This window comes from Kribbella sp. NBC_01484 (assembly GCF_036227145.1).
GTDB lineage: Bacteria > Actinomycetota > Actinomycetes > Propionibacteriales > Kribbellaceae > Kribbella.
Genome location: NZ_CP109437.1, coordinates 1,584,982 through 1,607,325, shown reverse-complemented (window position 1 = coordinate 1,607,325; position 22,344 = coordinate 1,584,982). Strand labels below are relative to the sequence as shown.

Sequence of the window (22,344 nt, the reverse complement as noted above, 5' to 3'; positions counted from 1 at the left end):
AGACAACCAGGAGATCAACAGATGATCCAGCAGGAGTCGCGACTGAAGGTCGCCGACAACACGGGTGCCAAGGAGATCTTGTGCATCCGCGTTCTCGGTGGCTCCGGTCGGCGCTACGCCGGTGTCGGTGACACGATCGTCGCCACCGTCAAGGACGCGATCCCCGGCGGTGGTGTGAAGAAGGGTGACGTCGTCAAGGCGGTCGTCGTGCGGACCGTGAAGGAGCGCCGGCGTCCGGACGGCTCCTACATCCGCTTCGACGAGAACGCCGCGGTGATCCTGAAGGCCGACGGCGAGCCCCGGGGCACCCGTATCTTCGGGCCGGTCGGCCGGGAGCTGCGGGAGAAGCGCTTCATGAAGATCATCTCGCTCGCCCCGGAGGTGCTCTGAGATGGCGCAGAGGAAACTGCACGTGAAGAAGGGCGATCAGGTCCGCGTGATCGCCGGTAAGTCCAAGGGCCTCGAGGGCAAGATCATCCAGGTCCTACCCGACGCCGAGAAGGTCATCGTCGAGGGCGTGAACCGGGTCAAGAAGCACACCAAGGTGCAGCAGGCCCAGCGCGGCGGCACCACCGGTGGCATCGTCACCCAGGAAGCCCCGATCCACGTCTCGAACGTGATGCTTCTGGTCGAGGTCGACAAGGACGGCAAGAAGCAGAAGGTGACCACCCGCGTCGGCTACAACCGCGTCGAGGTGCAGAAGCGGCGCCCCGACGGCTCGACGTACACCGGTTTCCGGAGCGTCCGGATCGCGCGGCGTACCGGCGAGGAGATCTGATGACCACCGCAGTGAGCGAGACCAGGATCCAGCCGCGGCTGAAGACGAAGTACCGCGAGGAGATCGTCGGCAAGCTGCAGGAGCAGTTCCAGTTCGACAACGTCATGCAGGTGCCCGGCCTCACCAAGATCGTGGTGAACATGGGCGTCGGCGAGGCGGCGCGCGACTCGAAGCTGATCGAGGGCGCGGTCAAGGACCTGGCCGCGATCACCGGGCAGAAGCCGCAGGTGACCAAGGCCCGCAAGTCGATCGCGCAGTTCAAGCTGCGCGAGGGGATGCCGATCGGCGCCCACGTGACGCTGCGCGGCGACCGGATGTGGGAGTTCCTGGACCGGCTGCTGGCGCTCGCGCTGCCCCGGATCCGCGACTTCCGCGGCCTGTCCCCGAAGCAGTTCGACGGCACTGGGAACTACACCTTCGGTCTGACCGAGCAGGTGATGTTCCACGAGATCAACCAGGACCGCATCGACCGGGTCCGGGGCATGGACATCACCGTGGTGACCACCGCGAAGAACGACGACGAGGGCCGGGCCCTGCTGCGGCAGCTCGGTTTCCCGTTCAAGGAGAACTGACGTGGCGAAGACAGCACTCAAGGTCAAGCAGGCCCGGAAGCCGAAGTTCGCGGTGCGCGGTTACACCCGCTGCCAGCGCTGCGGCCGGCCGAAGGCGGTCTTCCGCAAGTTCGGCCTGTGCCGGATCTGCCTGCGGGAGATGGCGCACCGGGGCGAGCTGCCCGGCGTGACCAAGTCCAGCTGGTGACCGTCTCCACCTCCGAACTTCTCCCTACTCACCATCTAGTCACCGTAGGTCGCCGGCCGGCGAAACCACGGCGGGAAAGAGGCCCCAGGCCATGACGATGACCGACCCGATCGCAGACATGTTGACGCGTCTGCGGAACGCCAACCAGGCGTACCACGAGTCGACCACGATGCCGTACAGCAAGATCAAGCAGGGCATCGCCGACATTCTCCAGCAGGAGGGTTACATCTCCTCCTACAAGGTCGAGGAGCCCAAAGAGGGCGCCGTCGGCAAGACCCTGGTCGTCGACCTCAAGTTCGGCCCGAGCCGGGAGCGCTCCATCGCGGGTGTTCGCCGGATCAGCAAGCCGGGCCTGCGGGTCTACGCGAAGTCGACCAACCTGCCCAAGGTCCTCGGCGGACTGGGTGTCGCGATCATCTCGACGTCCCAGGGACTGCTGACCGACCGTCAGGCCAAGAACAAGGGCGTCGGCGGGGAAGTCCTCGCCTACGTCTGGTGACGAAGAACCGGAAGGAGGACCACTCTCATGTCTCGCATCGGTAAGCTCCCGATCTCGGTCCCGTCCGGCGTCGACGTCACGATCGACGGCCAGACGGTCACCGTGAAGGGTCCCAAGGGTCAGCTCTCGCACGTCGTGGCTGAGCCCATCGCGGTCAACCGGGACGAGGACGGCACCATCGCGGTGTCCCGCCCCGACGACCAGCGCAAGAGCAAGGAACTGCACGGCTTGTCCCGCACCCTGATCGCCAACCTGGTGACCGGCGTGACGGACGGCTACGAGAAGAAGCTCGAGATCGTCGGCGTCGGGTACCGCGTCCTGTCCAAGGGACCGACCCAGCTGGAGTTCTCGCTCGGGTACAGCCACACGATCACGGTCGACGCCCCCGAGGGCATCACCTTCGTGGTCGAGGCGCCGACCCGCTTCTCGGTGCAGGGCATCGACAAGCAGTCGGTCGGCGAGGTCGCCGCCAACATCCGCAAGCTGCGCAAGCCCGAGCCGTACAAGGGCAAGGGTGTGCGGTACGCCGGCGAGCAGGTGCGCCGCAAGGTCGGAAAGGCTGGTAAGTAACCATGGCGATCGGACTGCGTCCGCACAAGCACTCCGCCAAGAAGACGGCGTCGCGGCTGCGTCGCCAGATCCGGGTCCGGAAGAAGATCAACGGCACGGCCGACCGGCCGCGGCTGGTGGTCACCAAGTCGTCGCGGCACCTGTTCGTTCAGGTCATCGACGACGTGGCCGGCAAGACGCTGGCGTCCGCCTCCACCATGGAGGCCGACCTGCGTGGCGCGGAGGCGAACAAGACCGACAAGGCCAAGACGGTGGGCGGCCTGATCGCCGACCGGGCCAAGGCCGCCGGCATCGACTCGGTCGTCTTCGACCGGGCCGGGAACAAGTACCACGGCCGCATCGCGGCCCTGGCCGACGCCGCTCGCGAGGGCGGGCTCGGCTTCTGATGGCGACAAGGGAAGAAGGTAACTCGAAATGAGCGGAGGCCAGCAGCGTCGCGGAGGCGGCGCCGGTGGTGAGCGCCGTAACCGCGACGGTGGTCGTGGTGCGGCAGCCGACAAGACCGCCTACATCGAGCGTGTGGTAGCCATCAACCGTGTCGCCAAGGTCGTGAAGGGTGGTCGTCGCTTCAGCTTCACCGCCCTCGTGGTCGTCGGCGACGGTGAAGGCACCGTCGGTGTGGGTTACGGCAAGGCCAAGGAGGTGCCCGCGGCGATCGCCAAGGGTGTCGAGGAGGCCAAGAAGGCGTTCTTCAAGGTGCCGCGGATCCAGGGCACCATCCCGCACCCGGTCCAGGGCGAGAAGGCCGCAGGCGTTGTCATGCTGCGTCCGGCCGCTCCCGGTACCGGTGTGATCGCGGGTGGCTCGGCGCGCGCCGTACTGGAGTGCGCCGGGATCCACGACATCCTCAGCAAGTCGCTGGGTTCGTCCAACGCCATCAACGTGGTGCACGCCACGGTGGCGGCGCTGCGCAGCCTGGAGACCCCGGAGGCTGTGGCCGCGCGCCGTGGCCTGACGGTCGAGCAGGTCGCCCCGGCGGCACTGCTGAAGGCGCGGGCGGAGGTGGCCTCCTGATGGCACGCCTGAAGGTGACCCAGACCCGTTCCGGCATCAGTGGCAAGCAGAACCAGCGCGACACGCTGCGCACCCTGGGCGTCAAGCGGATCGGCGACACCGCCGTCCACGAGGACAAGCCCGAGGTTCGCGGCATGGTGCGTGCGGTTCGCCACCTCATCACCGTCGAGGAGGTCGACTGACATGGCGCTGAAGGTTCATCACCTGCGTCCGGCGCCCGGTGCCAAGACCGCCAAGACCCGCGTGGGTCGTGGTGAGGGCAGCAAGGGCAAGACGGCCGGCCGCGGTACCAAGGGCAGCAAGGCGCGCAACAACATCCCCGAGTGGTTCGAGGGTGGCCAGATGCCGCTGCACATGCGGCTCCCGAAGCTGAAGGGCTTCAAGAGCAGGAACCGGGTGGAGTTCCAGGTCGTTAACCTGGACAAGCTCGGACAACTGTTCCCCGACGGTGGCGAAGTCGGCGTAGCCGAACTGGTCGCCAAGGGTGCGGTCCGTCGTGGTCAGCCGGTGAAGGTGCTGGGTGACGGCGAACTGACCGTGGCACTGCAGGTTTCGGTGCACAAGTTCTCCAAGTCCGCCCAGGACAAGATCCAGGCGGCCGGGGGGACCATCACCGAGGTGTGACGAGGTCCAGGGCTCGACCGGTACGGCGCTTGATATCCTGCGCCGGTCGGACGAGCCCTGGTTCGTCTCTTGCCCAGCTGCTTTGCTAGGCCCCTGCCCTGCCCGGGGCAGAGGAAACATGTGGGAGGACAGGGTGTTAGGCGCCTTTGCCAACGCGTTCAAGACTCCGGACCTGCGCCGGAAGATCTTGTTCGTGCTCTTCATTGTCGTGATCTTTCGGCTCGGCTCGGTCGTGCCGGCACCGGGCGTGAACGTCCAGTCGCTGCACACCTGTATCAAGGTGTCCCAGGGCGGTGCGAACGCGAACCTCTACAACCTGATCAACCTGTTCTCCGGCGGCGCGCTGCTGCAGCTCGCGATCTTCGCGCTCGGCATCATGCCGTACATCACCGCCAGCATCATCCTGCAGCTACTCACCGTGGTGATCCCGCGGCTGGAGTCGCTGAAGAAGGAAGGCCAGGCGGGGCAGGCCAAGATCACCCAGTACACCCGGTTCCTCACCGTCGGGCTGGCGATCCTGCAGTCGACCGCGTTCGTGGCGCTGGCCCGGACGCCGGGCCGGCTGTTCCAGGGCTGCAACGAGCCGCTGCTGTACAAGGACGACTGGTTCACGGTCATGGTGATCGTGCTCACCATGACCGCCGGTACCGGCGTGATCATGTGGCTAGGCGAGCTGATCACCGACCGTGGCGTCGGCAACGGCATGTCGATCCTGATCTTCACCCAGATCGTCGCCACCTTCCCGACCCAGCTGTGGAACATCCGCAAGCAGAAGGGCATCGCCACCTTCCTGGTGGTGATCATCATCGGCCTGGTGATCATGGCCGCGGTCATCTTCATCGAACAGGCGCAGCGCCGGATCCCGGTGCAGTACGCCAAACGGATGGTCGGCCGGAAGATGTTCGGCGGCACCTCGACGTACATCCCGCTGAAGGTCAACCAGGCCGGTGTGATCCCGGTGATCTTCGCCTCGAGCCTGCTCTATCTACCGGTGTTGCTGAGCCAGTTCCAGCAAGGCAAGGGCTGGGCGAACTGGATCCAGGGCAACCTGGTCAAGGGTGACCACCCGATCTACATGGTGACGTACGTCGCCCTGATCATCTTCTTCACGTATTTCTACGTCTCGATTACCTTCAATCCGAAGGAAGTTGCAGACAACATGAAGAAGTACGGCGGCTTCATCCCCGGGATCCGGGCGGGACGGCCGACCGAGGAGTACCTGGGCTACGTGCTGTCCCGTATCACGCTGCCAGGAGCGCTCTACCTCGCGGCGATCTCGATGATCCCGCTGGTCGCGCTCGTCCTGCTGAACGCGAACCAGAACTTCCCGTTCGGTGGTACGTCGATCCTGATCATGGTCGGCGTCGGACTGGACACGGTGAAGCAGATCGAGAGTCAGCTGCAGCAGCGAAACTACGAAGGGTTCCTGCGCTGATGAGAATGTTGCTGATGGGTCCGCCCGGGGCGGGCAAGGGCACGCAGGCAAAGGTGCTTGCGGAACGCCTGAATATCCCGGCCGTGTCCACCGGCGACATCTTCCGTGCGAACGTCAAGGACGAGACGCCGCTCGGGCTCGAGGCGAAGCGCTACATGGACGCCGGTGACTACGTCCCGGACGAGGTCACCAACGCAATGGTGCGGGACCGGTTGTCCGAGGCCGACGCGGGCGAGGGTTTCCTGCTCGACGGCTACCCGCGGACGCTGGCCCAGGTGGGCACGCTGGACGACATCGTGGCCGACCACGGCCACAAGCTGGACGCGGTGGTGGCGCTGGTCGCCGACATCGACGTGCTGGTCAGCCGGATGCTCAAGCGCGCCCAGACCGACGGCCGGACGGACGACTCCGAAGAGGTCGTCCGGCACCGGCAGGACGTCTACACCGCCGAGACCAAGCCGCTGCTGCGGGTGTACGCCCAGCGCGGCCTGCTGGTCGAGGTGGACGGAGTCGGCGAGATCGACGAGGTGAGCGAGCGCGTGCTCGCCGCCCTGAAGACGATCACGGAGTAAGCGCGGGCTGTGATGTTCAGAGACCGCGGGATCGAGATCAAGACCCGCGAACAGATCCTTTCGATGCGGGCGGCCGGCCTGGTCGTCGGCCGCACGCTCGAACTGCTGCGCCGCGAGGTCCGGGCCGGTATCAGCACCGGCGAACTGGACGCGATCGCCGAGGACCACATCCGGTCCTCCGGCGCGGTCCCGTCGTTCAAGGGCTACCACGGCTTCACCGGCTCGATCTGCGCGTCGGTGAACGACGAGATCGTGCACGGCATCCCCGGTGGCCGGGTGCTGGCCGACGGCGACCTGATCTCGATCGACTGCGGTGCGATCGTCGACGGCTGGCACGGCGACGCGGCGATCACGGTGCCGGTCGGCGAGGTCGGCGCCGAGCTGCTCGAGCTGGCCCGGATCTGCGAGGAGTCGATGTGGCGTGGGTTCGCCGCCGCGAAGCTCGGCGGCCGGCTCACCGACATCTCCCACGCTGTCGAGGCCCACGTCCGGGCGACCTCGTCGTACGGGATCGTCGAGGACTTCGTCGGGCACGGGATCGGCTCGGCGATGCACCAGCCGCCGAACGTGCCGAACTTCGGCCGCCCGGGCCGCGGCCCCAAACTGGTCGAGGGGATGGCGCTGGCGGTCGAGCCGATGCTCACGCTCGGCAAGCAGGAGAACCACACGCTCGAGGACGACTGGACGGTCGTCACCGACGACGGTCTGGCCGCCGCGCACACCGAGCACACGTTCACTCTCACTCCGCAGGGTCCCTGGGTGCTGACCGCGCTCGACGGCGGCGAGGCGAAGCTGGCGGAGCTCGGCGTCAAGTGCGGCGCGCTGACCGACTGACGGTGCGCCAGCTGATCGACGGACAGTGGGGGTCCACCCGTCGGGGGACGCGGGCGAACCGCAGCTGAGGCACACTTGAGACATGCCTCAGTACCAGCCGCACCAGCGGTTCACCGAAGCCGACCGGGACAAGATCGCCGGCCGGCTGCGGGACGCGTTCGCGGACGGCCGGCTGGATCAGCCCGAGTTCTCCTCCCGCCTCGACCAGCTGTACGCCGTCCAGACGTACGGCGAGCTGGAGCCGCTGGTGCGGGACCTGCCTCCGGTGCGGACGTACCAGACGCCCGCGATGGTGCAGGACAGCAAGCCGGCGCCCGAGCCGGGCGACTTCCCGGAGCGGAAGAGGGACGCCCGTCCGCATCGGCACGGGATCGCTGCGCTGGGCGGCGGTTTCACCGGTGTCGTCATGATCAACGTGGTGATCTGGTTCGTGATCGGTCTCGGCAACGGCGGTCACTGGCCACACTTCTGGCCGGTCTGGCTGCTGATCCCGTGGGCGATCTTCGCCCTGGGCGGCCTCGGTAGGCGCCGTTGACAGCGGCCCCGGTCACCCGTCGCCCCGCGGATCCGCGTCTACGCCCAGATCTGGCGTGGCAGCTGCGGCGGGGCTCGGCTCTCGTGTACCTGATCTGGTTCGCCGTGGCGATCCCGCTGGTGGTTGTGGGTCTGCTGCTGGAGCCGCGCTGGGTCGGCTGGATGATGCTCGGCTGGTTCCTGGTACTGATCCTGTTCACGGTCTCGATGCGGATCGCCGATGGCCGGCTGCGGAAGTCGTGGGCCGACGCGGCCACCCAGATGGGCTGGCGGATCAAGGCCACCGAGCCGGAGTTGCAGGAGCACTGGCCGTTCCCGCCGTTCTCCACCGACCCGTCCGCCGAGGTGACGGAGGTGACCACCGGCCGGCACCGCGGGCGTGAGTTCTGGACCGGTCGGTTCCAGCACAAGGTCGGACGTCGCGAGCTCGGTTTCGACTTCCTCGATCTGCAGGTGGACCGGCCGCTTCCACCGCTGCAGGTGCTGCCGGCGTCGCTGGCCAAGGTCGCGGCGGCGAGCCTGCTGCCGCTGACGATGACCATCGACGGCCTGCCCGGTCGCTACTGCCTGTTCAACGGTCGCGAGGACCACGCGATGGTGGTGCTGCATCCGCGCGCTGTCGAAGCGCTGGCCCAGGTCGCGCCGTTCGGCTTCAGCTGCGAAGGGCGGCGGTTCGTCGCGATCCTCCCGGCCTACCGCGACACCACCACCGCCCTGGCCCAGCTCGACGCGGCCTGCGACCTGCTCGACCTGATGCCCGAACAACTCTGGCGCGAAGGCGAACAGTGGGCCGCTATGCACTCTCAGTGACCACCGTTGCGCTGCCAAGGCGGCCTACGGAGTCTCGATTGGGTTTCGCGTGGGGGAGTGGCGTACACTCATTCCTTGGCTCTTTGTAGCCTCTGTCTCGTTGTGCCCGCGGCTGCCTGACCTCGTGTCAGGAGGGCATTCGAGCCTGGGTCTGAGCCGGTAGTACCCACCTTTTCAGTACGTCGTCTACAGAAGTGCGAGGACATGCCCAAAAAAGAGGGAGTCATCGAACTCGAGGGCACCATCGTGGAGGCCCTGCCGAACGCGATGTTCCGTGTTGAGCTGTCCAATGGGCACAAGGTGCTCGCGCACATCAGCGGCAAGATGAGGCAGCACTACATCCGGATCCTCCCCGAGGACCGGGTCGTCGTGGAGCTGTCGCCGTACGACCTCACCCGGGGTCGCATCGTCTATCGGTACAAGTAGGACCACCACCAACACCTGTCGAAGAAAGTAGCTCGATGAAGGTCAATCCGAGCGTCAAGAAGATCTGCGACAAGTGCAAGGTGATCCGCCGTCACGGCCGGGTCATGGTGATCTGCGAGAACCCGCGGCACAAGCAGCGGCAGGGCTGACCAAGCCTTTTCGAGCAGTACACAGCACTTTCGCATCACACAGCGCGCACGCTCGTCCAGCAGCAGGATGTACCGCTGCTGGACGTCGCCCCCGGAACAGAGGCCGGGGCCCTGCCGGTGAGCAATTCACCGAGGCGGGCGGGGACGCGGCGCGCCACCACACCTCTGCCGACGAAAGGAACACCGCCACATGGCACGCCTCGTAGGGGTCGACCTGCCGCGCGACAAGCGCATCGAGGTCGCTCTCACCTACATCTTCGGTGTAGGTCGTACTCGCGCCCTGAAGACGCTCGAAGCCACCGGGATCTCCGGTGACAAGCGCGTCCACGAACTGGGCGACGAAGAACTGGTCAAGCTCCGGGACTTCATCGAAGGCAACTACAAGATCGAAGGTGACCTCCGTCGCGAGGTGACCGCGGACATCCGCCGCAAGATCGAGATCGGGTCGTACCAGGGTCGCCGGCACCGCAGCGGCCTCCCGGTGCGTGGTCAGCGCACGCGGACCAACGCCCGTAGCCGCAAGGGTCGTCGCAAGGCGATCGCCGGCAAGAAGAAGAAGTGATGACCCGGATGACCGTCGACCACCCCAGGAGCAGCTGACCTATGCCTCCCAAGAGCCGCACCGCGGCCGGCGCGAAGAAGGTGCGCCGCAAGGAGAAGAAGAACGTGGCCGCCGGCCACGCGCACATCAAGAGCACGTTCAACAACACGATCGTGACGATCACCGACCCGACCGGCGCGGTCATCTCGTGGGCTTCCGCGGGAACCGTCGGCTTCAAGGGTTCGCGCAAGTCCACCCCGTTCGCCGCGCAGATGGCCGCCGAGGCCGCTGGGCGCCGGGCGATGGAGCACGGCATGCGCAAGATCGACGTGTTCGTGAAGGGTCCCGGCTCCGGCCGTGAGACCGCGATCCGTTCGCTGGGTGCCGTCGGCCTCGAGGTCGGCACCATCCAGGACGTCACCCCGACCGCACACAACGGATGCCGCCCGCCGAAGCGGCGCCGGGTCTGATCCCAGAGAGAGGAAGGTAGCGAACCATGGCCCGTTACACCGGACCGATGACCAAGAAGTCGCGCCGTCTCGGGGTCGACCTCGTCGGTGGCGACAAGGCGTTCGAGCGCCGTCCGTACCCGCCGGGTATGCACGGCCGCGGCCGCCCGAAGGAGAGCGAGTACCTGCTCCAGCTCCGTGAGAAGCAGAAGGCCCGCTTCTCGTACGGCGTGCTGGAGAAGCAGTTCCGCCGGTACTACGAGGAGGCCTCGCGGCGCTCCGGCAAGACCGGTGACAACCTGCTGATCATCCTGGAGTCCCGGCTGGACAATGTGGTGTACCGCAGCGGCCTGGCCCGGACCCGTCGGCAGGCCCGTCAGCTCGTCGTCCACGGTCACTTCACCGTGAACGGCGTCAAGGTGAACATCCCGTCGTACCGGGTGGCCGCCCACGACATCATCGATGTCAAGGCGAAGTCGGTCGAGACGACCCCGTTCATCATCGCCCGGGAGGCGCACTCCGAGCGCGTCGTCCCGGCCTGGCTCGAGGTGATGCCCGAGCGGCTTCGCATCCTCGTCCACCAGCTGCCGACCCGGCAGCAGATCGACACCCAGGTCGCCGAGCACCTGATCGTCGAGCTCTACTCGAAGAACTGATCCTGCTCCGGCCGGTGGCCTGTGGTCACCGGCCGGAAACGGTCGGTCCTTCGGGCCTTCGCGACCTCAAATAGTGGTCGTCGCGGAACCAGAAAGAAGAACGAAGTGCTTATTGCGCAGCGCCCCACCCTGACCGAAGAGGTTGTCGGCGAGCACCGCTCGCGGTTCGTGATCGAGCCGCTCGAGCCGGGCTTCGGCTACACCCTCGGCAACTCCATCCGCCGTACCCTGCTGTCGTCCATCCCGGGCGCCGCCGTGACCAGCATCAAGGTCGACGGCGTGCTGCACGAGTTCTCGACGGTTGCCGGGGTCAAGGAAGACGCCACCCAGCTGATCCTGAACCTGAAGGACCTGGTCGTCTCCTCCGAGCACGACGAGCCGGTCACCATGTACCTGCGCAAGCAGGGCCCCGGTGACGTCACCGCCGCCGACATCGCGCCGCCGGCCGGTGTCGAGGTGCACAACCCGGACCTGAAGATCGCCACCCTGAACGAGAAGGGCCGGCTCGAGATGGAGCTGGTCGTCGAGCGGGGCCGCGGTTACGTGTCGGCGATCCAGAACAAGTCCGCCGACGCCGAGATCGGCCGGATGCCGGTCGACTCGATCTACTCGCCGGTCCTCAAGGTCACCTACAAGGTCGAGGCGACCCGTGTCGAGCAGCGCACCGACTTCGACCGCCTCGTGGTCGACGTCGAGACCAAGCCGTCGATGCTGCCCCGCGACGCCGTCGCGTCGGCCGGTAAGACGCTGGTCGAGCTGTTCGGCCTGGCCCGCGAGCTGAACGTCGAGGCCGAGGGCATCGACATCGGCCCGTCGCCGGTGGACGAGCAGATGGCCGCCGATCTGGCCCTGCCGGTCGAGGACCTGCAGCTGACCGTCCGTTCCTACAACTGCCTCAAGCGTGAGGGCATCCACACCGTGGGTGAGCTGATCTCGCGCAGCGAGCAGGACCTGCTGGACATCCGCAACTTCGGCTCCAAGTCGATCGACGAGGTCAAGCTGAAGCTGGCCGAGATGGGCCTGTCGCTGAAGGACTCGCCTCCTGGCTTCGACCTGCGTGCGGCCGCCGAGGCCTACGGCACCGAGGCCGAGGACGAGGACGAGAGCTTCGCCGAGACCGAGCAGTACTGACACCCACCCCGGGCCACCATCGGCCTGAATCCTTCTGGAGTAAGAGATGCCTACCCCCACCAAGGGTGCCCGGCTGGGCGGCAGCCCGGCGCACGAGAAGCTGATCCTCAGCAACCTCGCGACGTCGCTGTTCGAGCACGGCGCCATCACCACCACCGCGGCCAAGGCCAAGCGCTTGCAGCCGCTGGCGGAGTCGATGATCACCAAGGCGAAGCGTGGTGACCTGAACTCGCGCCGCCAGGTGATGAAGCGGATCAAGGACAAGAGCGTCGTGCACGTGCTCTTCACCGAGATCGGCGAGCGGTACGCCGACCGTCCGGGCGGCTACACCCGGATCACCAAGCTCGGCCCGCGCAAGGGTGACAACGCGCCGATGGTGAAGATCGAGCTGGTCGAGGCACTGGCCGACTCGCCGAAGGCGAAGAAGACCGCCGCCAAGAAGGCTCCGGCCAAGAAGGCTGCCGAGAAGCCGGCGGTCGCCGAGGCCGACGACGTCGAGGACGTCGAGGACGAGAAGGTCCAGGACGTTCAGGACGAGAAGGTCGAGGACGTCGTCGCGACGGAGGACGTCCAGGACGTCGTCGAGGACGCCAAGACCGAGGACAAGTAACAGCAGCTGTTGGACAGCGCCCCCTCACTTCACGGTGAGGGGGCGCTGTTGCGTTAGATTGCCGTGTGCGTTGGCGGATAGACCTGAGGTACGACGGAACGGCCTTCCATGGCTGGGCCCGTCAGGAGGGCCTCCGGACCGTGCAGGGTGTGCTGGAGGAGACCCTCCGCGTCGTACTGCGGCTGCCGGAGACTCCTGTGGTGACCTGCGCCGGCCGCACGGACACCGGCGTACACGCTCGCGGTCAGGTCACCCATGTGGACGTCGAAGGCGCTGTAGAGCCGCTGAGGCTCCTGAGAAGCCTGAACGGCGTCCTGCCCGAGGATGTGGCTGTCACGGCTGTCACGGCGGCTCCAGAGGGCTTTGACGCCCGCTTCTCCGCGCTGGCCCGTCGCTACGTCTACCGCCTCTGCGACGACCCGGCCGGCTGGGACCCGCTCACCCGTGGGCACGTACTCCGAGTAGGCCGCCCTCTGGATGCGGTTCGGATGAACGCAGCCGCGGCCGGTCTGCTCGGAGAGCACGACTTCGCGGCGTTCTGCAAGAAGCGTGAGGGTGCGAGCACAGTGCGGGCCCTCCTGGAGTTCTCGTGGCTGCGGACGGCTCCCGGGCTGCTGGAGGGCACAGTGATCGCGGATGCCTTCTGTCACTCGATGGTCCGGGCCCTGGTGGGTTCGATGATCCCGGTGGGTGACGGACGACGTGACGTCGACTGGCCGGCCGCCGTACTGGCCGGCAAGCTCCGGGACTCGGCTGTGTCGGTGCTGCCCGCGCACGGCCTCACACTGGAGGAAGTGCGCTACCCGGCCGATGACGAGCTGGCCGCGCGGGCACTGCAGGCCCGTCAGGTCAGGGGAGAGGTACACCAGCGTGGCTGACCACTACTTCTCGGCGGAGCCCGGTTCCGCGGACGTACGCCGTACTGTCGAGGCCCGGATCTGGGGACGCGAGTACACGTTCACCACCGCGACCGGAGTGTTCTCCAGAGACCGGTTGGACATCGGTACGGCGGTGTTGCTGCGCGAGGTGGATCCGCCAGCCGGCACTGGCACGTTTCTCGACCTGGGGACCGGCTACGGCCCGATCGCCTGTGCACTGGCCGTGGAAGCGCCCGAGGCCGTGGTTTGGGCAGTGGACGTGAACACTCGGGCCCTGGAGCTGACCGGGGAGAACGCGGGTAAGGCCGGCGTGAGTGATCGCGTGCACCCGGCGCTGCCGGACGACGTACCCGCTGACGTGCTCTTCGACCAGATCTGGTCGAACCCGGCAATCCACATCGGCAAGGCCGAGCTGCACAAGATGCTGCTGCACTGGCTGGCCCGGCTTGCCCCCGGCGGCGTGGCATGGTTCGTCGTCGGCAAGAACCTCGGCGGCGATTCGCTGCAGCGCTGGCTGACCGAGCAGGGCTACCCGTGCCGGCGGATCGGCAGCGCGAAGGGATTCCGGGTCCTGTGTGCAACGAACCCGGGTCCATCGCCGTCCTGAGGGTATGGAGGCAGCCTTGGCGGCAGCAGAGGCACAGACCGACGCGCTCGACTTCGAGCAATGGGTGACCGAGAAGGCAGATGCGCTGCTGCGGTTCGCCTACGTCCTCACCGGGGACGGAAACCTGGCCGAGGACGCCGTTCAGGACGCCCTGACCACGGCCTGTGCGCGCTGGAGCCGAGTGAGCCGGGCCGACGACCCCGAGGCCTACGTGAAGCGGATGGTGGTGAACGCACACATCTCCTGGTGGCGCCGGTTCCGCCGCCGCGAGGCACCGGCTCCGGACCCGGTCCGGAGCGCACCGGCCGCCCCGGACGGTGCGGCCGCCCGGGCTGAGTCGGACGCGGTCTGGGCGCTGTGCTCGACGCTGCCGGACAAGCAGCGGGCAGCCGTCGTACTGCGCTTCTACGAGGAGCTCTCGTACGCCGAGATCGGTGTGCTGCTGCACTGCGCGGAGGCGACCGCCCGATCACACGTCCACAGAGCTTTGGCCGCACTGAAGACCACGCTGAGCAAGGAAGGAGCCGAGGATGCCTGAGCACGACCCTGAGCAAGAGCTCGGCCCCAAGATCGCCTCGGCGTTCCAGAGCCAGGCCGATGCCCAGACCGGACTGCGGGACGACGGTCTGGCGCGAGAGGCGCGCCGGCGAGTGCGCAAGCGGCGTCAGAACCTGACCATCGCCGCAGCGGCTGTCGTGGTGGCGGCGGCCATCGGCGGAGTGTGGAATCTGGCGAGCGGTGAGTCTCCGGTCGCGTCGACCGCCAGTGACAGCAGCGGGCACAGCCAGGCATCGGCTCCGGACAAGTCGACCGAGGGCATGGCGCAGCCGAAAGCCGCGGTGAGTTGTCCTCCGGATCATCCGATTCTCCAGGCCGACGGGCCCAACGCCGTACCGGCTGGGACGGGGCTGGACCTGAACACACCGGTGACCGGGCTGCAGGCGTGCCGCTACCAGCTCACTCCGGGATCCACGGCGCTGCTCGGCCAGGAGCGGTTCGGCCCCGAGGTCGCGCAGCAGGTGGTCGATGCGATCAAGGTGCTGCCGGAGCGGAACCCGGCGCTGCCGGTGTTCAAGTGTGCGCCACAGACCGCACAACCGTCGGAGGCGATCGTGCTGCGCTTCGACACCGCGGCCGGCATCCGCGAAGTCTGGGTCCAGTACGACGGCTGCGACTCGGCCGGCTTCTTCACCGGCACCCACACCTACGGCCTGTACGCCGCCCCCCTCAAACTCTTCATGACCGGCTCGGTCCGCCCACCCGGCAGCACCTACCTCGACGCCCTCAAGGACTGGTAGCTCACCGCCGTGGCCCTCGATAACGGTTCGCATGGTGGGGGTTGGGGGGTCAGACTGAGGGGATGGGTCACGTGGATGTCGCCGGGGTGGGGTACGAGCTGCCGGACGGGCGGGTGTTGCTGGACGACATCACCTTCCGGGTCGGGGACGGGGCCAAGGTCGCGCTGGTCGGGGCGAACGGGTCCGGCAAGACCACGCTGACCAGGATCATCGCGGGTGACGTGAAGCCGCACAGCGGCAGCATCTCGCGGTCCGGCGGCCTGGGCGTGATGCGCCAGTTCGTCGGCTCGGTGCGGGACTCCTCGACCGTGCGCGACCTGCTGCTCGGGGTCGCGCCGGAGGCGATCCAGCAGGCCGCGGCCAAGCTCGACAAGGCCGAGCTGAAGATGATGGAGGCCGACGACGAGAAGACCCAGCTCAAGTACGCGCAGGCGGTGGCGGACTGGGGCGAGGTCGGCGGGTACGACGCGGAGGTTCTCTGGGATGTCTGTACGACGTCCGCCCTCGGCATACCGTTCGACCGCTGTCGCTGGCGCGAGGTGAAGACGCTGTCCGGCGGTGAGCAGAAGCGCCTGGTCCTGGAGGCCCTGCTGCGCGGCCCGGACGAGGTCCTGATGCTCGACGAGCCGGACAACTACCTCGACGTACCGGGGAAGCGGTGGCTGGAGGACCAGCTCCGCAGCACCGACAAGACCGTGCTCTACATCAGCCACGACCGCGAGCTGCTGGCCAACACCGCCACCCGGATCGTCACGGTCGAATTAGGTGCCGCAGGCAACACCGCGTGGACGCACGGCGGCGGCTTCCGGACGTATCACGAGGCCCGCCGGCATCGCTTCGAGCGGTTCGAGGAGCTGCGCAAGCGCTGGGACGAAGAGCACGCGAAGCTCCGGGCGCAGATGCTGATGTACAAGCAGAAGGCGGCGTACAACTCCGACATGGCGTCGCGCTACCGGGCGTCGCAGACCCGGCTGCGCAAGTTCGAGGAGGCCGGGCCGCCGCAGGCGCTGCCGCGCGAGCAGAAGGTCAGCATGCGCCTCACCGGCGGCCGCACCGGCAAGCGTGCGGTGGTGTGCACCGGCCTGGAGCTGACGGGTCTGATGAAGCCCTTCGACCTGGAGGTCTGGTACGGCGAACGCGTCGCAGTACTCGGGTCCAACGGCTCCGGGAAGTCGCACTTCCTCCGGATGCTCGCCAACGGCGGCTCCGATCCGGATGTCGAGCACCAGCCGGTAGGCGACGTACAGATCACTCCGGTGGCACACACGGGTAACGCCAAGCTTGGCGCACGGGTCCGGCCGGGGTGGTTCGCGCAGACGCACGAGCACCCGGAATTGGTCGGCCGCACGCTGCTGGAGATCCTGCACCGCGGTGACGACCACCGTGAGGGCATGGGCCGCGAGCTGGCGTCGCGGAAGCTGGACCGGTACGAGTTGGCCCATGCGGCCGAGCAGACCTTCGACAGTCTGTCCGGTGGGCAGCAGGCGCGGTTCCAGATCCTGCTGCTCGAGCTGTCCGGCGCCACGCTGCTCCTGCTCGACGAGCCCACCGACAACCTCGACGTCGAGTCGGCCGAGGCGCTGGAGGATGGTCTCGACTCCTTCGACGGCACTGTCCTGGCGGTCACTCACGACCGCTGGTTCGCCCGCGGCTTCGACCGTCACCTGGTCTTCGGCGCCGACGGCTCCGTCTACGAGTCCGACGAGCCGGTCTGGGACGAGGGCCGCGTCGAGCGCTCTCGCTAGGGCGCCACGCACCAGCCGTCGCGGTACGCCGCCCAGTGGGCCGGGGTGGCGGTGAAGTCGACGTACAGGGCCAGGCCGAAGTTCTGGCGATTCGAGGTGCCCAGTCCGAGGCGTGCGCCTCGGACTGCGGCCGACACAGTCTCAGCGCGGCCCCAGTGGGACGGGTTGCTCTCCCAGTACGCCGGTAGGCCCATGAGGAGGTCCGTCGACGCGGGAGTGACCTTCAGAGCGAGCTCGGTCTGCTTGGCGACGTAGCCGCCGTACAAGGACTCCAGGGGCATCGCGGTGTCGTAGGACATGACCGCGATCTGCTCGACGCGTCGGGCGACCTCACCGAAGTAGTCCTGCGACCACCACTTGCCCAGGACGTTCAAACGCCAGAGCGGGTCGATCTGCGCGGCCGCGACGGACAGGGGTGCGCCGTGCGCAGCCGTGAGCGCATGTGTTTCGTCCAGTACGGCGAGGAAGCCGGCCGACCCGGAGTGCACCGGCTCGAAGTCGAAGTGGATGCCTTGGAACCCCTGGTCGAGTACGGCGGCCGACGAGGCGACCACTCGGCTCCGGACGGCTGGATCGTCCAGATCCATGCCCGGGTTCTTCGCGGGCTGGACGACGTCACCCAGCCATGCCTGCACGCGGACGTCGGGCGCCGCGGCTCGCATGGACGTGACGAACCACCGGGCCCTGGGCGAGACCTTTGCCAACGGCAACGATCCGTCGTGCTCCAACGGGCCTGCATGCACGTACAGATCTCGGATCCCCGTGCCATCCAGCTGCTTGGCCAGTGCAGCCACGTCAGCCGTCGTCTTCCGCCCGTCCACCCAGGCATGGCCCAGCCACAACGCGTCGTGGTTGCGCGTCCGTGCCTCCGCCGAGGGCTCGCCGGCATACGCCAGCCAGAGTGAGATCGGGTACGCCGACAGCAGCAGTACGAAGACCAGCGCGAGAGCCGTCACGACGCGGCGGCGGCGCGACCACGTCCGCCGGCGCCGCCTCACGAACGCGGCTTCAGGCCGTCGTAGATCAGCGCCAGCATCCGGTCCCGGACGTGTGGCTCGAGCGCGGCCGCGGTCGCACCCCGCGAGGCACCGATCAGCAGCGCGTAGGTCTCGGGGAACTGAGCATCCGCCCGTACGGCGCCGGCCTGCTGGGCCCGGGTGAGGAGCCCGTCGAACGCCTCCCGCATGCCCTGGCCCGCCTTCTGCGTGTCCGCGCCGATCGCCGTGCCGGCCGCGGCCAGCGCCTCGGCGATCGCCAGCTTCGACGCGGACTCCGACACGACCTGGGTGAAGAACGCATAGAACGCCGTACCCGGGTCGTCGCTGTCAGCCAGCTCCAGAGCGCGGTCGCGGAGCCGCTCCAAGCGCAGTGTCAGGACCGCCTCGAGCAGCTCGGTCTTGGTCGGGAAGTGCCGGAACACGGTCGCGATCCCGACACCGGCCAGCCGGGCCACATCGTCGGTGGACGCACCGGGCGTGCGCCCGAACACCTCGTCCGCCGCGGTCATGATCCTGGCCCGGTTGTCCCGCGCGTCTGCTCGCACCCCTGGTCCCTTCGTCGCCCCTCAGCCTAGGAGACGCTCCGCGAGCCCCGGGGGTTGTAAACGAAGTTGTGACTCCGTATATTCGGAGTCGCTACTCCATTTAACTCCTGTGAGGAATCCGATGACTCCCGAAGAGGTCTTTCTGAAGCTCGTCCGCGGCATCGGCGACCGCGAGCTCGCCGCGTTGCCCGAGTTGTACGCCGAGCGGACCGACGTACGCCATCCGATGAACCCGTACGGCGACCACCCGCTGCTGTCCCGGGACGCGCTCCGCGAGCACTTCGGCGGCACCGGCGCGCGGGTGACCGAGGTGATCAGGTTCCAGCCGGAGAACATCCGGATCCACCGGACCGCCGATCCCGAGGTGATCGTGGCCGAGTTCGACTATGTCGGCACGGTGATCGCGACCGGCGAGCCCTTCTCCGCGTCGAACGTCATCGTGCTGCGGGTCCGGGACGGCCAGATCGTCGAGTCCCGTGACTACATCGACCACGTCGCGATGACCCGCGCCCGCGGCCTGACCGAGCAATTGATCACTGCCCTGCGGGAACCGGCCGGCGCCCCCGCCGCGTCGTAAATCGGCAGAGGCGCCGGATGGCCCCGGACCGAGGCATCAAGCCCGCCCGGGGCCATCTCCAATCCGTGCCGGCATCGCGGTCAGTGCCTTCACCGCGACCACCAGCCCGGCCGCGGCGAGCACGACGTCCTTCAGCACGTACTGCGCCTCCAGCGTCGGAGCCCCCGGGAACAGATCGCCGAAGAACAGCACCAGCGGCGACAGGATCCCGACCAGCGAGAACCCGAGCACCAGCAGTCCGGTCCGCAGCAACCGGCCGGAGATCAGCGTGATCCCGATGAAGCACTCCATCACCGCGGTCAGCAAGACCGCCGGCCGCCCGTGGATGATTCCGAAGGTGAGTGTGTCGACAGTCCGCATCACCAGCGCCTCCGCCGGGCTGGCTCCGGGGAAGAACTTGAGTACGCCGAACCCGAGAAAGATCAGCCCGAGGCTGACCCGCAGGATGTCGACGCTGCGCCGCCCGAACCAGTCGGCAACCCGATTCCCCCTGTAGATCAAGGCATTCATGATGGTCTCCCTGTTGCGATCGATGTCACAAACAGCGTCGCCGTCCGGCCTCCTCTACCGCGTCGGTCAGGTGACGGCACTTTCGCTACGCCGTCCGCGGTACGTCTCAGGGAGAACCCTGAGGCCCGGGGGAGTAGAGGCTGAACAGTGGAGGCCGTGGCCAAAACACGACAGCCCCCGACCCGGAGGTCGGAGGCTGTGCGCTGATGCGAAGAGGTCAGCGGTCGCCCATGGGGACGTACTGGACGCCGCGGGCGCCGGTGTAGATCTGCTTGGGGCGGGCGATCTTCTGGTCGCCGTCGCCGAGCATCTCCAGCCACTGGGCCAGCCAGCCCGAGGTGCGCGGGATCGCGAACAGGACGGTGAACATCTCCGGCGGGAACGACAGCGCCTCGTAGATCAGGCCGGAGTAGAAGTCGACGTTCGGGTAGAGCTTGCGGGAGACGAAGTACTCGTCCTCCAGCGCGATCTTCTCCAGCTCGACGGCGATCTTCAGCAGCGGGTTGATCCCGGTCACCTCGAACACGTCGTCGGCGGCCTTCTTGATGATCTTGGCCCGCGGGTCGTAGTTCTTGTAGACCCGGTGGCCGAAGCCCATCAGCCGCTCCTCGCCGGCCTTCACGCCCTCGATGAACGACGGCACGTGGTCGACCGAGCCGATCCGGCGGAGCATCTTCAGCACCGCCTCGTTGGCGCCGCCGTGCAGCGGGCCGTAGAGCGCACCGATGCCGCCGGCCACCGCCGTGTACGGGTCGACCTGGGTGGAGCCGATCGCCCGGACCGCGTTGGTGGAGGCGTTCTGCTCGTGGTCGGCGTGCAGGATGAACAGGATCTCCAGCGCCCGCACCAGGCGATCGTCGGAGGCGTACTTGGGCTCGCTCATCTTGAACAGCATCGACAGGAAGTTCGCCGTGTAGCTGAGCTCGTTGTCCGGGTACACGTACGGCTTGCCCTGGGCGTGCCGGAACGCGAACGCGCCGAGCGTCGGCATCTTCGCGATCAGCCGCCGGATCTGCAGCGCCCGGGACTCCTCGTCGAAGACGTTGCGCGACTCGGGATAGAAGGTGGACAGCGCCCCGACCGACGCGAGCAGCATCCCCATCGGGTGCGCGTCGTACCGGAAGCCCTGCATGAAGGTCTTGAGGTTCTCGTGCACGAACGTGTGATACGTCACGTCGTGCGCCCAGGCCTCGTACTCCGCCTTGTTCGGCAGCTTGCCGTTGACGAGCAGGTAGGCCACCTCGAGGTAGTTCGACTGCTCGGCGAGCTGCTCGATCGGGTAGCCGCGATACTCCAGGATGCCCTTGTCGCCATCGATGAAGGTGACCGACGAGCGGCAGGAGGCGGTGTTGACGAAGCCGGGGTCGTAGGTGGCCAGGCCACCGTCGCCGTCTTCGGCGCTGATCTGTTTGAGATCGGCGGCACGGATCGTGCCATCGGTGATGGCAAGGTCGAAGTCCTTGCCGGTCCGGTTGTCCCGGACGGTGAGCGACTGTTCGGTCACAATGCCCTCTTCGGAAGCTGGCGTCATCGCCTGGTGAGTGAGGGTTATCGTCAGCCGGCGGGACGCGGTTCGGACTGCAATCTTCACCGCTAAACTAGTGCTGTCCTCAGCTCCTTCCAAGCTGGGGTCCCCGAACCGCCTGGGCTCGCTTTGACCCCGGGGTGCCGACGCCGGTATTCTGGGCTGCTGTTGTGCGTTCCAGGTCTGGCATCAGCACAGCCACGTCGGCGGACCGCTCGCCGACGTACCAGTTTTGTCAACCTCTGAGAAACGAAGGTCAACGACCGTGCGCACGTACAGCCCGAAGCCTGCTGACGTCACCCGTGAGTGGCACGTGATCGACGCCACCGACGTCACGCTCGGTCGGCTCGCCGTCCAGATCGCCACCCTGCTGCGCGGCAAGCACAAGCCGACGTTCGCTCCCCACGTGGACGGCGGTGACTTCGTCGTCGTCGTCAACGCCTCCAAGGTCGCCCTGTCCGGGACCAAGCGGACGGACAAGCTGGCGTACCGCCACTCGGGTCACCCGGGTGGTCTGACGGCCACGCCGATCGGCGAGATCCTCGACAAGGACCCTCGCAAGGCCGTCGAGAAGGCTGTCTGGGGCATGCTCCCGAAGAACCGCCTGAGCCGGAAGCTGCTGAACAAGCTGAAGGTGTACGCCGGTCCGGAGCACCCGCACACCGCCCAGCAGCCGAAGCCGTTCGAGATCACCCAGATCGCCCAGTAAGCGATCGACGAGCCAGGTAAACGAGGATTCACAGCGTGAGCGACATCACCACCGAGACCGAAGAGTTCGACACCGAGGTCCCCATCGACACCGAGGGCCCGGTCGCCTACACCTCCGAGACGAACCCGACTCCGGAGCAGCGCGCCGAGACGGGTCGTGTCGCGGTCATCAACCCGGCCGGCGCCACTGGCCGCCGCAAGGAGGCTGTCGCCCGCGTCCGCCTGGTGCCCGGCACCGGCCAGTGGACCGTCAACGGCAAGCCGCTGGACGTCTACTTCCCGAACAAGGTGCACCAGCAGCACGTGAACGAGCCGTTCGTCGTCGCGGGCCTGGAGGGCTCGTACGACGTGATCGCCCGGATCAACGGCGGCGGCATCACCGGCCAGGCCGGTGCGCTGCAGCTCGGTGTGGCCCGGTGCCTGAACGCCGCCGACGAGGAGGCGAACCGCCCGGGTCTGAAGAAGGCCGGTCTGCTCACCCGCGACGCGCGGATCAAGGAGCGGAAGAAGGCCGGTCTCAAGAAGGCCCGCAAGGCGCCGCAGTACAGCAAGCGCTGATCAC

At 67.4% G+C, this 22,344-nt stretch carries 34 protein-coding genes; 30 read left to right on the top strand and 4 right to left on the bottom strand.

All coding sequences use genetic code 11. The features are described from left to right. The first annotated feature begins 21 nt into the window (after window positions 1–21). The 27 genes from rplN (at window position 22) to OG555_RS07690 (ending at window position 16,919) form a co-directional block, all read left to right on the top strand. Window positions 22–390: a 50S ribosomal protein L14 gene (gene rplN / locus OG555_RS07820; RefSeq protein ID WP_012923677.1), complete on the top strand. Its 369-nt coding sequence runs from the start codon at window positions 22–24 to the stop codon at window positions 388–390. Between the two features lies 1 nt (window position 391). Continuing rightward, the gene (rplX, locus tag OG555_RS07815) at window positions 392–778 is read left to right on the top strand and encodes a 50S ribosomal protein L24 (protein ID WP_328526121.1); all 387 of its coding nucleotides are present in this window, start codon (window positions 392–394) and stop codon (window positions 776–778) included. Beyond that, window positions 778–1,350 (top strand): 50S ribosomal protein L5, encoded by a 573-nt coding sequence (rplE, locus tag OG555_RS07810; RefSeq protein ID WP_328526122.1) that lies wholly within the window; start codon window positions 778–780, stop codon window positions 1,348–1,350. Before rplX ends, rplE begins: the two co-directional genes overlap by 1 nt. Window position 1,351: 1 nt before the next feature. Beyond that, window positions 1,352–1,537 carry a type Z 30S ribosomal protein S14 gene (locus OG555_RS07805; RefSeq protein ID WP_012923674.1) on the top strand — a complete coding sequence of 62 codons (186 nt, stop codon included), beginning with the start codon at window positions 1,352–1,354 and terminating at the stop codon, window positions 1,535–1,537. A gap of 91 nt (window positions 1,538–1,628) precedes the next feature. Next, on the top strand, window positions 1,629–2,036 hold the full coding sequence (gene rpsH, locus OG555_RS07800) for a 30S ribosomal protein S8 (protein ID WP_328526123.1): 408 nt from the start codon (window positions 1,629–1,631) through the stop codon (window positions 2,034–2,036). A gap of 27 nt (window positions 2,037–2,063) precedes the next feature. After that, a complete protein-coding gene (gene rplF, locus OG555_RS07795; RefSeq protein WP_328526124.1) occupies window positions 2,064–2,606 on the top strand; it encodes a 50S ribosomal protein L6 in 543 nt (180 codons plus the stop codon). 2 nt (window positions 2,607–2,608) lie between these two features. Then, window positions 2,609–2,992, top strand: a complete 384-nt coding sequence (gene rplR / locus OG555_RS07790; protein WP_131360993.1) for a 50S ribosomal protein L18 — start codon at window positions 2,609–2,611, stop codon at window positions 2,990–2,992. A gap of 28 nt (window positions 2,993–3,020) precedes the next feature. After that, window positions 3,021–3,620, top strand: coding sequence for a 30S ribosomal protein S5 (gene rpsE, locus OG555_RS07785; protein WP_328526125.1), 600 nt, complete (start codon window positions 3,021–3,023; stop codon window positions 3,618–3,620). Beyond that, the gene (gene rpmD, locus OG555_RS07780; protein WP_329482145.1) at window positions 3,620–3,802 is read left to right on the top strand and encodes a 50S ribosomal protein L30; all 183 of its coding nucleotides are present in this window, start codon (window positions 3,620–3,622) and stop codon (window positions 3,800–3,802) included. Before rpsE ends, rpmD begins: the two co-directional genes overlap by 1 nt. A 1-nt stretch (window position 3,803) precedes the next feature. After that, entirely contained in the window at window positions 3,804–4,244 is a 441-nt protein-coding gene (gene rplO, locus OG555_RS07775; RefSeq protein ID WP_329482144.1) for a 50S ribosomal protein L15, read from the top strand. A gap of 133 nt (window positions 4,245–4,377) precedes the next feature. Beyond that, complete coding sequence (gene secY / locus OG555_RS07770; protein WP_329482142.1) at window positions 4,378–5,679, top strand: preprotein translocase subunit SecY; 1,302 nt, start codon at window positions 4,378–4,380, stop codon at window positions 5,677–5,679. Further along, window positions 5,679–6,251, top strand: coding sequence for an adenylate kinase (locus OG555_RS07765; protein WP_329482141.1), 573 nt, complete (start codon window positions 5,679–5,681; stop codon window positions 6,249–6,251). The genes secY and OG555_RS07765 overlap by 1 nt, the downstream gene beginning before the upstream one ends. Window positions 6,252–6,263: 12 nt before the next feature. Beyond that, on the top strand, window positions 6,264–7,085 hold the full coding sequence (gene map / locus OG555_RS07760) for a type I methionyl aminopeptidase (RefSeq protein ID WP_442914520.1): 822 nt from the start codon (window positions 6,264–6,266) through the stop codon (window positions 7,083–7,085). An 82-nt stretch (window positions 7,086–7,167) separates the two neighbouring features. Then, complete coding sequence (locus OG555_RS07755) at window positions 7,168–7,620, top strand: DUF1707 SHOCT-like domain-containing protein (protein WP_329482139.1); 453 nt, start codon at window positions 7,168–7,170, stop codon at window positions 7,618–7,620. A gap of 83 nt (window positions 7,621–7,703) precedes the next feature. Further along, window positions 7,704–8,429: a hypothetical protein gene (locus OG555_RS07750; RefSeq protein ID WP_329482138.1), complete on the top strand. Its 726-nt coding sequence runs from the start codon at window positions 7,704–7,706 to the stop codon at window positions 8,427–8,429. A gap of 204 nt (window positions 8,430–8,633) precedes the next feature. After that, window positions 8,634–8,855, top strand: a complete 222-nt coding sequence (gene infA, locus OG555_RS07745; RefSeq protein ID WP_012923661.1) for a translation initiation factor IF-1 — start codon at window positions 8,634–8,636, stop codon at window positions 8,853–8,855. 35 nt (window positions 8,856–8,890) lie between these two features. Then, the gene (gene rpmJ / locus OG555_RS07740) at window positions 8,891–9,004 is read left to right on the top strand and encodes a 50S ribosomal protein L36 (RefSeq protein ID WP_008361054.1); all 114 of its coding nucleotides are present in this window, start codon (window positions 8,891–8,893) and stop codon (window positions 9,002–9,004) included. A gap of 190 nt (window positions 9,005–9,194) precedes the next feature. Then, a complete protein-coding gene (gene rpsM, locus OG555_RS07735) occupies window positions 9,195–9,566 on the top strand; it encodes a 30S ribosomal protein S13 (RefSeq protein ID WP_020388083.1) in 372 nt (123 codons plus the stop codon). Between the two features lie 41 nt (window positions 9,567–9,607). After that, complete coding sequence (gene rpsK / locus OG555_RS07730) at window positions 9,608–10,015, top strand: 30S ribosomal protein S11 (protein WP_012923659.1); 408 nt, start codon at window positions 9,608–9,610, stop codon at window positions 10,013–10,015. A 26-nt stretch (window positions 10,016–10,041) separates the two neighbouring features. Further along, complete coding sequence (rpsD, locus tag OG555_RS07725) at window positions 10,042–10,650, top strand: 30S ribosomal protein S4 (RefSeq protein ID WP_329482137.1); 609 nt, start codon at window positions 10,042–10,044, stop codon at window positions 10,648–10,650. Between the two features lie 105 nt (window positions 10,651–10,755). Next, complete coding sequence (locus tag OG555_RS07720; protein WP_131360975.1) at window positions 10,756–11,781, top strand: DNA-directed RNA polymerase subunit alpha; 1,026 nt, start codon at window positions 10,756–10,758, stop codon at window positions 11,779–11,781. A 46-nt stretch (window positions 11,782–11,827) separates the two neighbouring features. Then, window positions 11,828–12,391, top strand: coding sequence for a 50S ribosomal protein L17 (gene rplQ / locus OG555_RS07715; protein WP_329482136.1), 564 nt, complete (start codon window positions 11,828–11,830; stop codon window positions 12,389–12,391). Between the two features lie 65 nt (window positions 12,392–12,456). Then, on the top strand, window positions 12,457–13,269 hold the full coding sequence (truA, locus tag OG555_RS07710) for a tRNA pseudouridine(38-40) synthase TruA (RefSeq protein ID WP_329482135.1): 813 nt from the start codon (window positions 12,457–12,459) through the stop codon (window positions 13,267–13,269). Then, the gene (locus OG555_RS07705) at window positions 13,262–13,876 is read left to right on the top strand and encodes a class I SAM-dependent methyltransferase (protein ID WP_329482134.1); all 615 of its coding nucleotides are present in this window, start codon (window positions 13,262–13,264) and stop codon (window positions 13,874–13,876) included. The genes truA and OG555_RS07705 overlap by 8 nt, the downstream gene beginning before the upstream one ends. Window positions 13,877–13,892: 16 nt before the next feature. Further along, on the top strand, window positions 13,893–14,414 hold the full coding sequence (locus OG555_RS07700; RefSeq protein ID WP_329482133.1) for an RNA polymerase sigma factor: 522 nt from the start codon (window positions 13,893–13,895) through the stop codon (window positions 14,412–14,414). After that, window positions 14,407–15,174 carry a hypothetical protein gene (locus tag OG555_RS07695; protein WP_329482132.1) on the top strand — a complete coding sequence of 256 codons (768 nt, stop codon included), beginning with the start codon at window positions 14,407–14,409 and terminating at the stop codon, window positions 15,172–15,174. Before OG555_RS07700 ends, OG555_RS07695 begins: the two co-directional genes overlap by 8 nt. A 62-nt stretch (window positions 15,175–15,236) precedes the next feature. Further along, window positions 15,237–16,919, top strand: coding sequence for an ABC-F family ATP-binding cassette domain-containing protein (locus OG555_RS07690; protein WP_329482131.1), 1,683 nt, complete (start codon window positions 15,237–15,239; stop codon window positions 16,917–16,919). On the opposite strand, the gene OG555_RS07685 is transcribed toward OG555_RS07690, so the two are convergent. After that, window positions 16,916–17,917: a hypothetical protein gene (locus tag OG555_RS07685; RefSeq protein ID WP_329482130.1), complete on the bottom strand. Its 1,002-nt coding sequence runs from the start codon at window positions 17,915–17,917 to the stop codon at window positions 16,916–16,918. The two genes, OG555_RS07690 and OG555_RS07685, sit on opposite strands and share 4 nt — an antisense overlap. After that, window positions 17,914–18,462 carry a TetR/AcrR family transcriptional regulator gene (locus OG555_RS07680; protein ID WP_329482129.1) on the bottom strand — a complete coding sequence of 183 codons (549 nt, stop codon included), beginning with the start codon at window positions 18,460–18,462 and terminating at the stop codon, window positions 17,914–17,916. Before OG555_RS07680 ends, OG555_RS07685 begins: the two co-directional genes overlap by 4 nt. Window positions 18,463–18,583: 121 nt before the next feature. Here OG555_RS07680 and OG555_RS07675 point away from each other — a divergent pair, with 121 nt between their 5' ends. After that, window positions 18,584–19,039 (top strand): nuclear transport factor 2 family protein, encoded by a 456-nt coding sequence (locus tag OG555_RS07675; protein ID WP_329482128.1) that lies wholly within the window; start codon window positions 18,584–18,586, stop codon window positions 19,037–19,039. Window positions 19,040–19,075: 36 nt separating this feature from the next. Here the strand turns inward: OG555_RS07675 and OG555_RS07670 are convergent, their stop codons facing one another. Further along, complete coding sequence (locus tag OG555_RS07670; RefSeq protein ID WP_329482127.1) at window positions 19,076–19,549, bottom strand: DoxX family membrane protein; 474 nt, start codon at window positions 19,547–19,549, stop codon at window positions 19,076–19,078. Between the two features lie 217 nt (window positions 19,550–19,766). Continuing rightward, the gene (locus OG555_RS07665) at window positions 19,767–21,053 is read right to left on the bottom strand and encodes a citrate synthase (protein WP_328526144.1); all 1,287 of its coding nucleotides are present in this window, start codon (window positions 21,051–21,053) and stop codon (window positions 19,767–19,769) included. A 286-nt stretch (window positions 21,054–21,339) separates the two neighbouring features. On the opposite strand from OG555_RS07665, the gene rplM reads away from it, so the two are divergent. Beyond that, entirely contained in the window at window positions 21,340–21,783 is a 444-nt protein-coding gene (gene rplM / locus OG555_RS07660) for a 50S ribosomal protein L13 (RefSeq protein ID WP_329482126.1), read from the top strand. Between the two features lie 35 nt (window positions 21,784–21,818). Continuing rightward, window positions 21,819–22,340: a 30S ribosomal protein S9 gene (gene rpsI, locus OG555_RS07655; protein ID WP_328526145.1), complete on the top strand. Its 522-nt coding sequence runs from the start codon at window positions 21,819–21,821 to the stop codon at window positions 22,338–22,340. Window positions 22,341–22,344 lie beyond the last annotated feature (4 nt).

Bases quoted from the DNA above. Each gene is read 5' to 3' on its own strand.
- OG555_RS07690 (WP_329482131.1), top strand. From the start codon at position 15,237: ATGGGTCACGTGGATGTCGCCGGGGTGGGGTACGAGCTGCCGGACGGG.
- rplX (WP_328526121.1), top strand. From the start codon at position 392: ATGGCGCAGAGGAAACTGCACGTGAAGAAGGGCGATCAGGTCCGCGTG.
- rpsE (WP_328526125.1), top strand. From the start codon at position 3,021: ATGAGCGGAGGCCAGCAGCGTCGCGGAGGCGGCGCCGGTGGTGAGCGC.
- rplF (WP_328526124.1), top strand. From the start codon at position 2,064: ATGTCTCGCATCGGTAAGCTCCCGATCTCGGTCCCGTCCGGCGTCGAC.
- rpmD (WP_329482145.1), top strand. From the start codon at position 3,620: ATGGCACGCCTGAAGGTGACCCAGACCCGTTCCGGCATCAGTGGCAAG.
- rpsK (WP_012923659.1), top strand. From the start codon at position 9,608: ATGCCTCCCAAGAGCCGCACCGCGGCCGGCGCGAAGAAGGTGCGCCGC.
- rpmJ (WP_008361054.1), top strand. From the start codon at position 8,891: ATGAAGGTCAATCCGAGCGTCAAGAAGATCTGCGACAAGTGCAAGGTG.
- rpsH (WP_328526123.1), top strand. From the start codon at position 1,629: ATGACGATGACCGACCCGATCGCAGACATGTTGACGCGTCTGCGGAAC.
- OG555_RS07670 (WP_329482127.1), bottom strand. From the start codon at position 19,549: ATGAATGCCTTGATCTACAGGGGGAATCGGGTTGCCGACTGGTTCGGG.
- rpsM (WP_020388083.1), top strand. From the start codon at position 9,195: ATGGCACGCCTCGTAGGGGTCGACCTGCCGCGCGACAAGCGCATCGAG.
- OG555_RS07675 (WP_329482128.1), top strand. From the start codon at position 18,584: ATGACTCCCGAAGAGGTCTTTCTGAAGCTCGTCCGCGGCATCGGCGAC.
- rplQ (WP_329482136.1), top strand. From the start codon at position 11,828: ATGCCTACCCCCACCAAGGGTGCCCGGCTGGGCGGCAGCCCGGCGCAC.
- map (WP_442914520.1), top strand. From the start codon at position 6,264: ATGTTCAGAGACCGCGGGATCGAGATCAAGACCCGCGAACAGATCCTT.
- rplN (WP_012923677.1), top strand. From the start codon at position 22: ATGATCCAGCAGGAGTCGCGACTGAAGGTCGCCGACAACACGGGTGCC.
- OG555_RS07765 (WP_329482141.1), top strand. From the start codon at position 5,679: ATGAGAATGTTGCTGATGGGTCCGCCCGGGGCGGGCAAGGGCACGCAG.
- rpsD (WP_329482137.1), top strand. From the start codon at position 10,042: ATGGCCCGTTACACCGGACCGATGACCAAGAAGTCGCGCCGTCTCGGG.
- rplE (WP_328526122.1), top strand. From the start codon at position 778: ATGACCACCGCAGTGAGCGAGACCAGGATCCAGCCGCGGCTGAAGACG.
- rplO (WP_329482144.1), top strand. From the start codon at position 3,804: ATGGCGCTGAAGGTTCATCACCTGCGTCCGGCGCCCGGTGCCAAGACC.
- rplR (WP_131360993.1), top strand. From the start codon at position 2,609: ATGGCGATCGGACTGCGTCCGCACAAGCACTCCGCCAAGAAGACGGCG.
- infA (WP_012923661.1), top strand. From the start codon at position 8,634: ATGCCCAAAAAAGAGGGAGTCATCGAACTCGAGGGCACCATCGTGGAG.
- OG555_RS07755 (WP_329482139.1), top strand. From the start codon at position 7,168: ATGCCTCAGTACCAGCCGCACCAGCGGTTCACCGAAGCCGACCGGGAC.
- OG555_RS07695 (WP_329482132.1), top strand. From the start codon at position 14,407: ATGCCTGAGCACGACCCTGAGCAAGAGCTCGGCCCCAAGATCGCCTCG.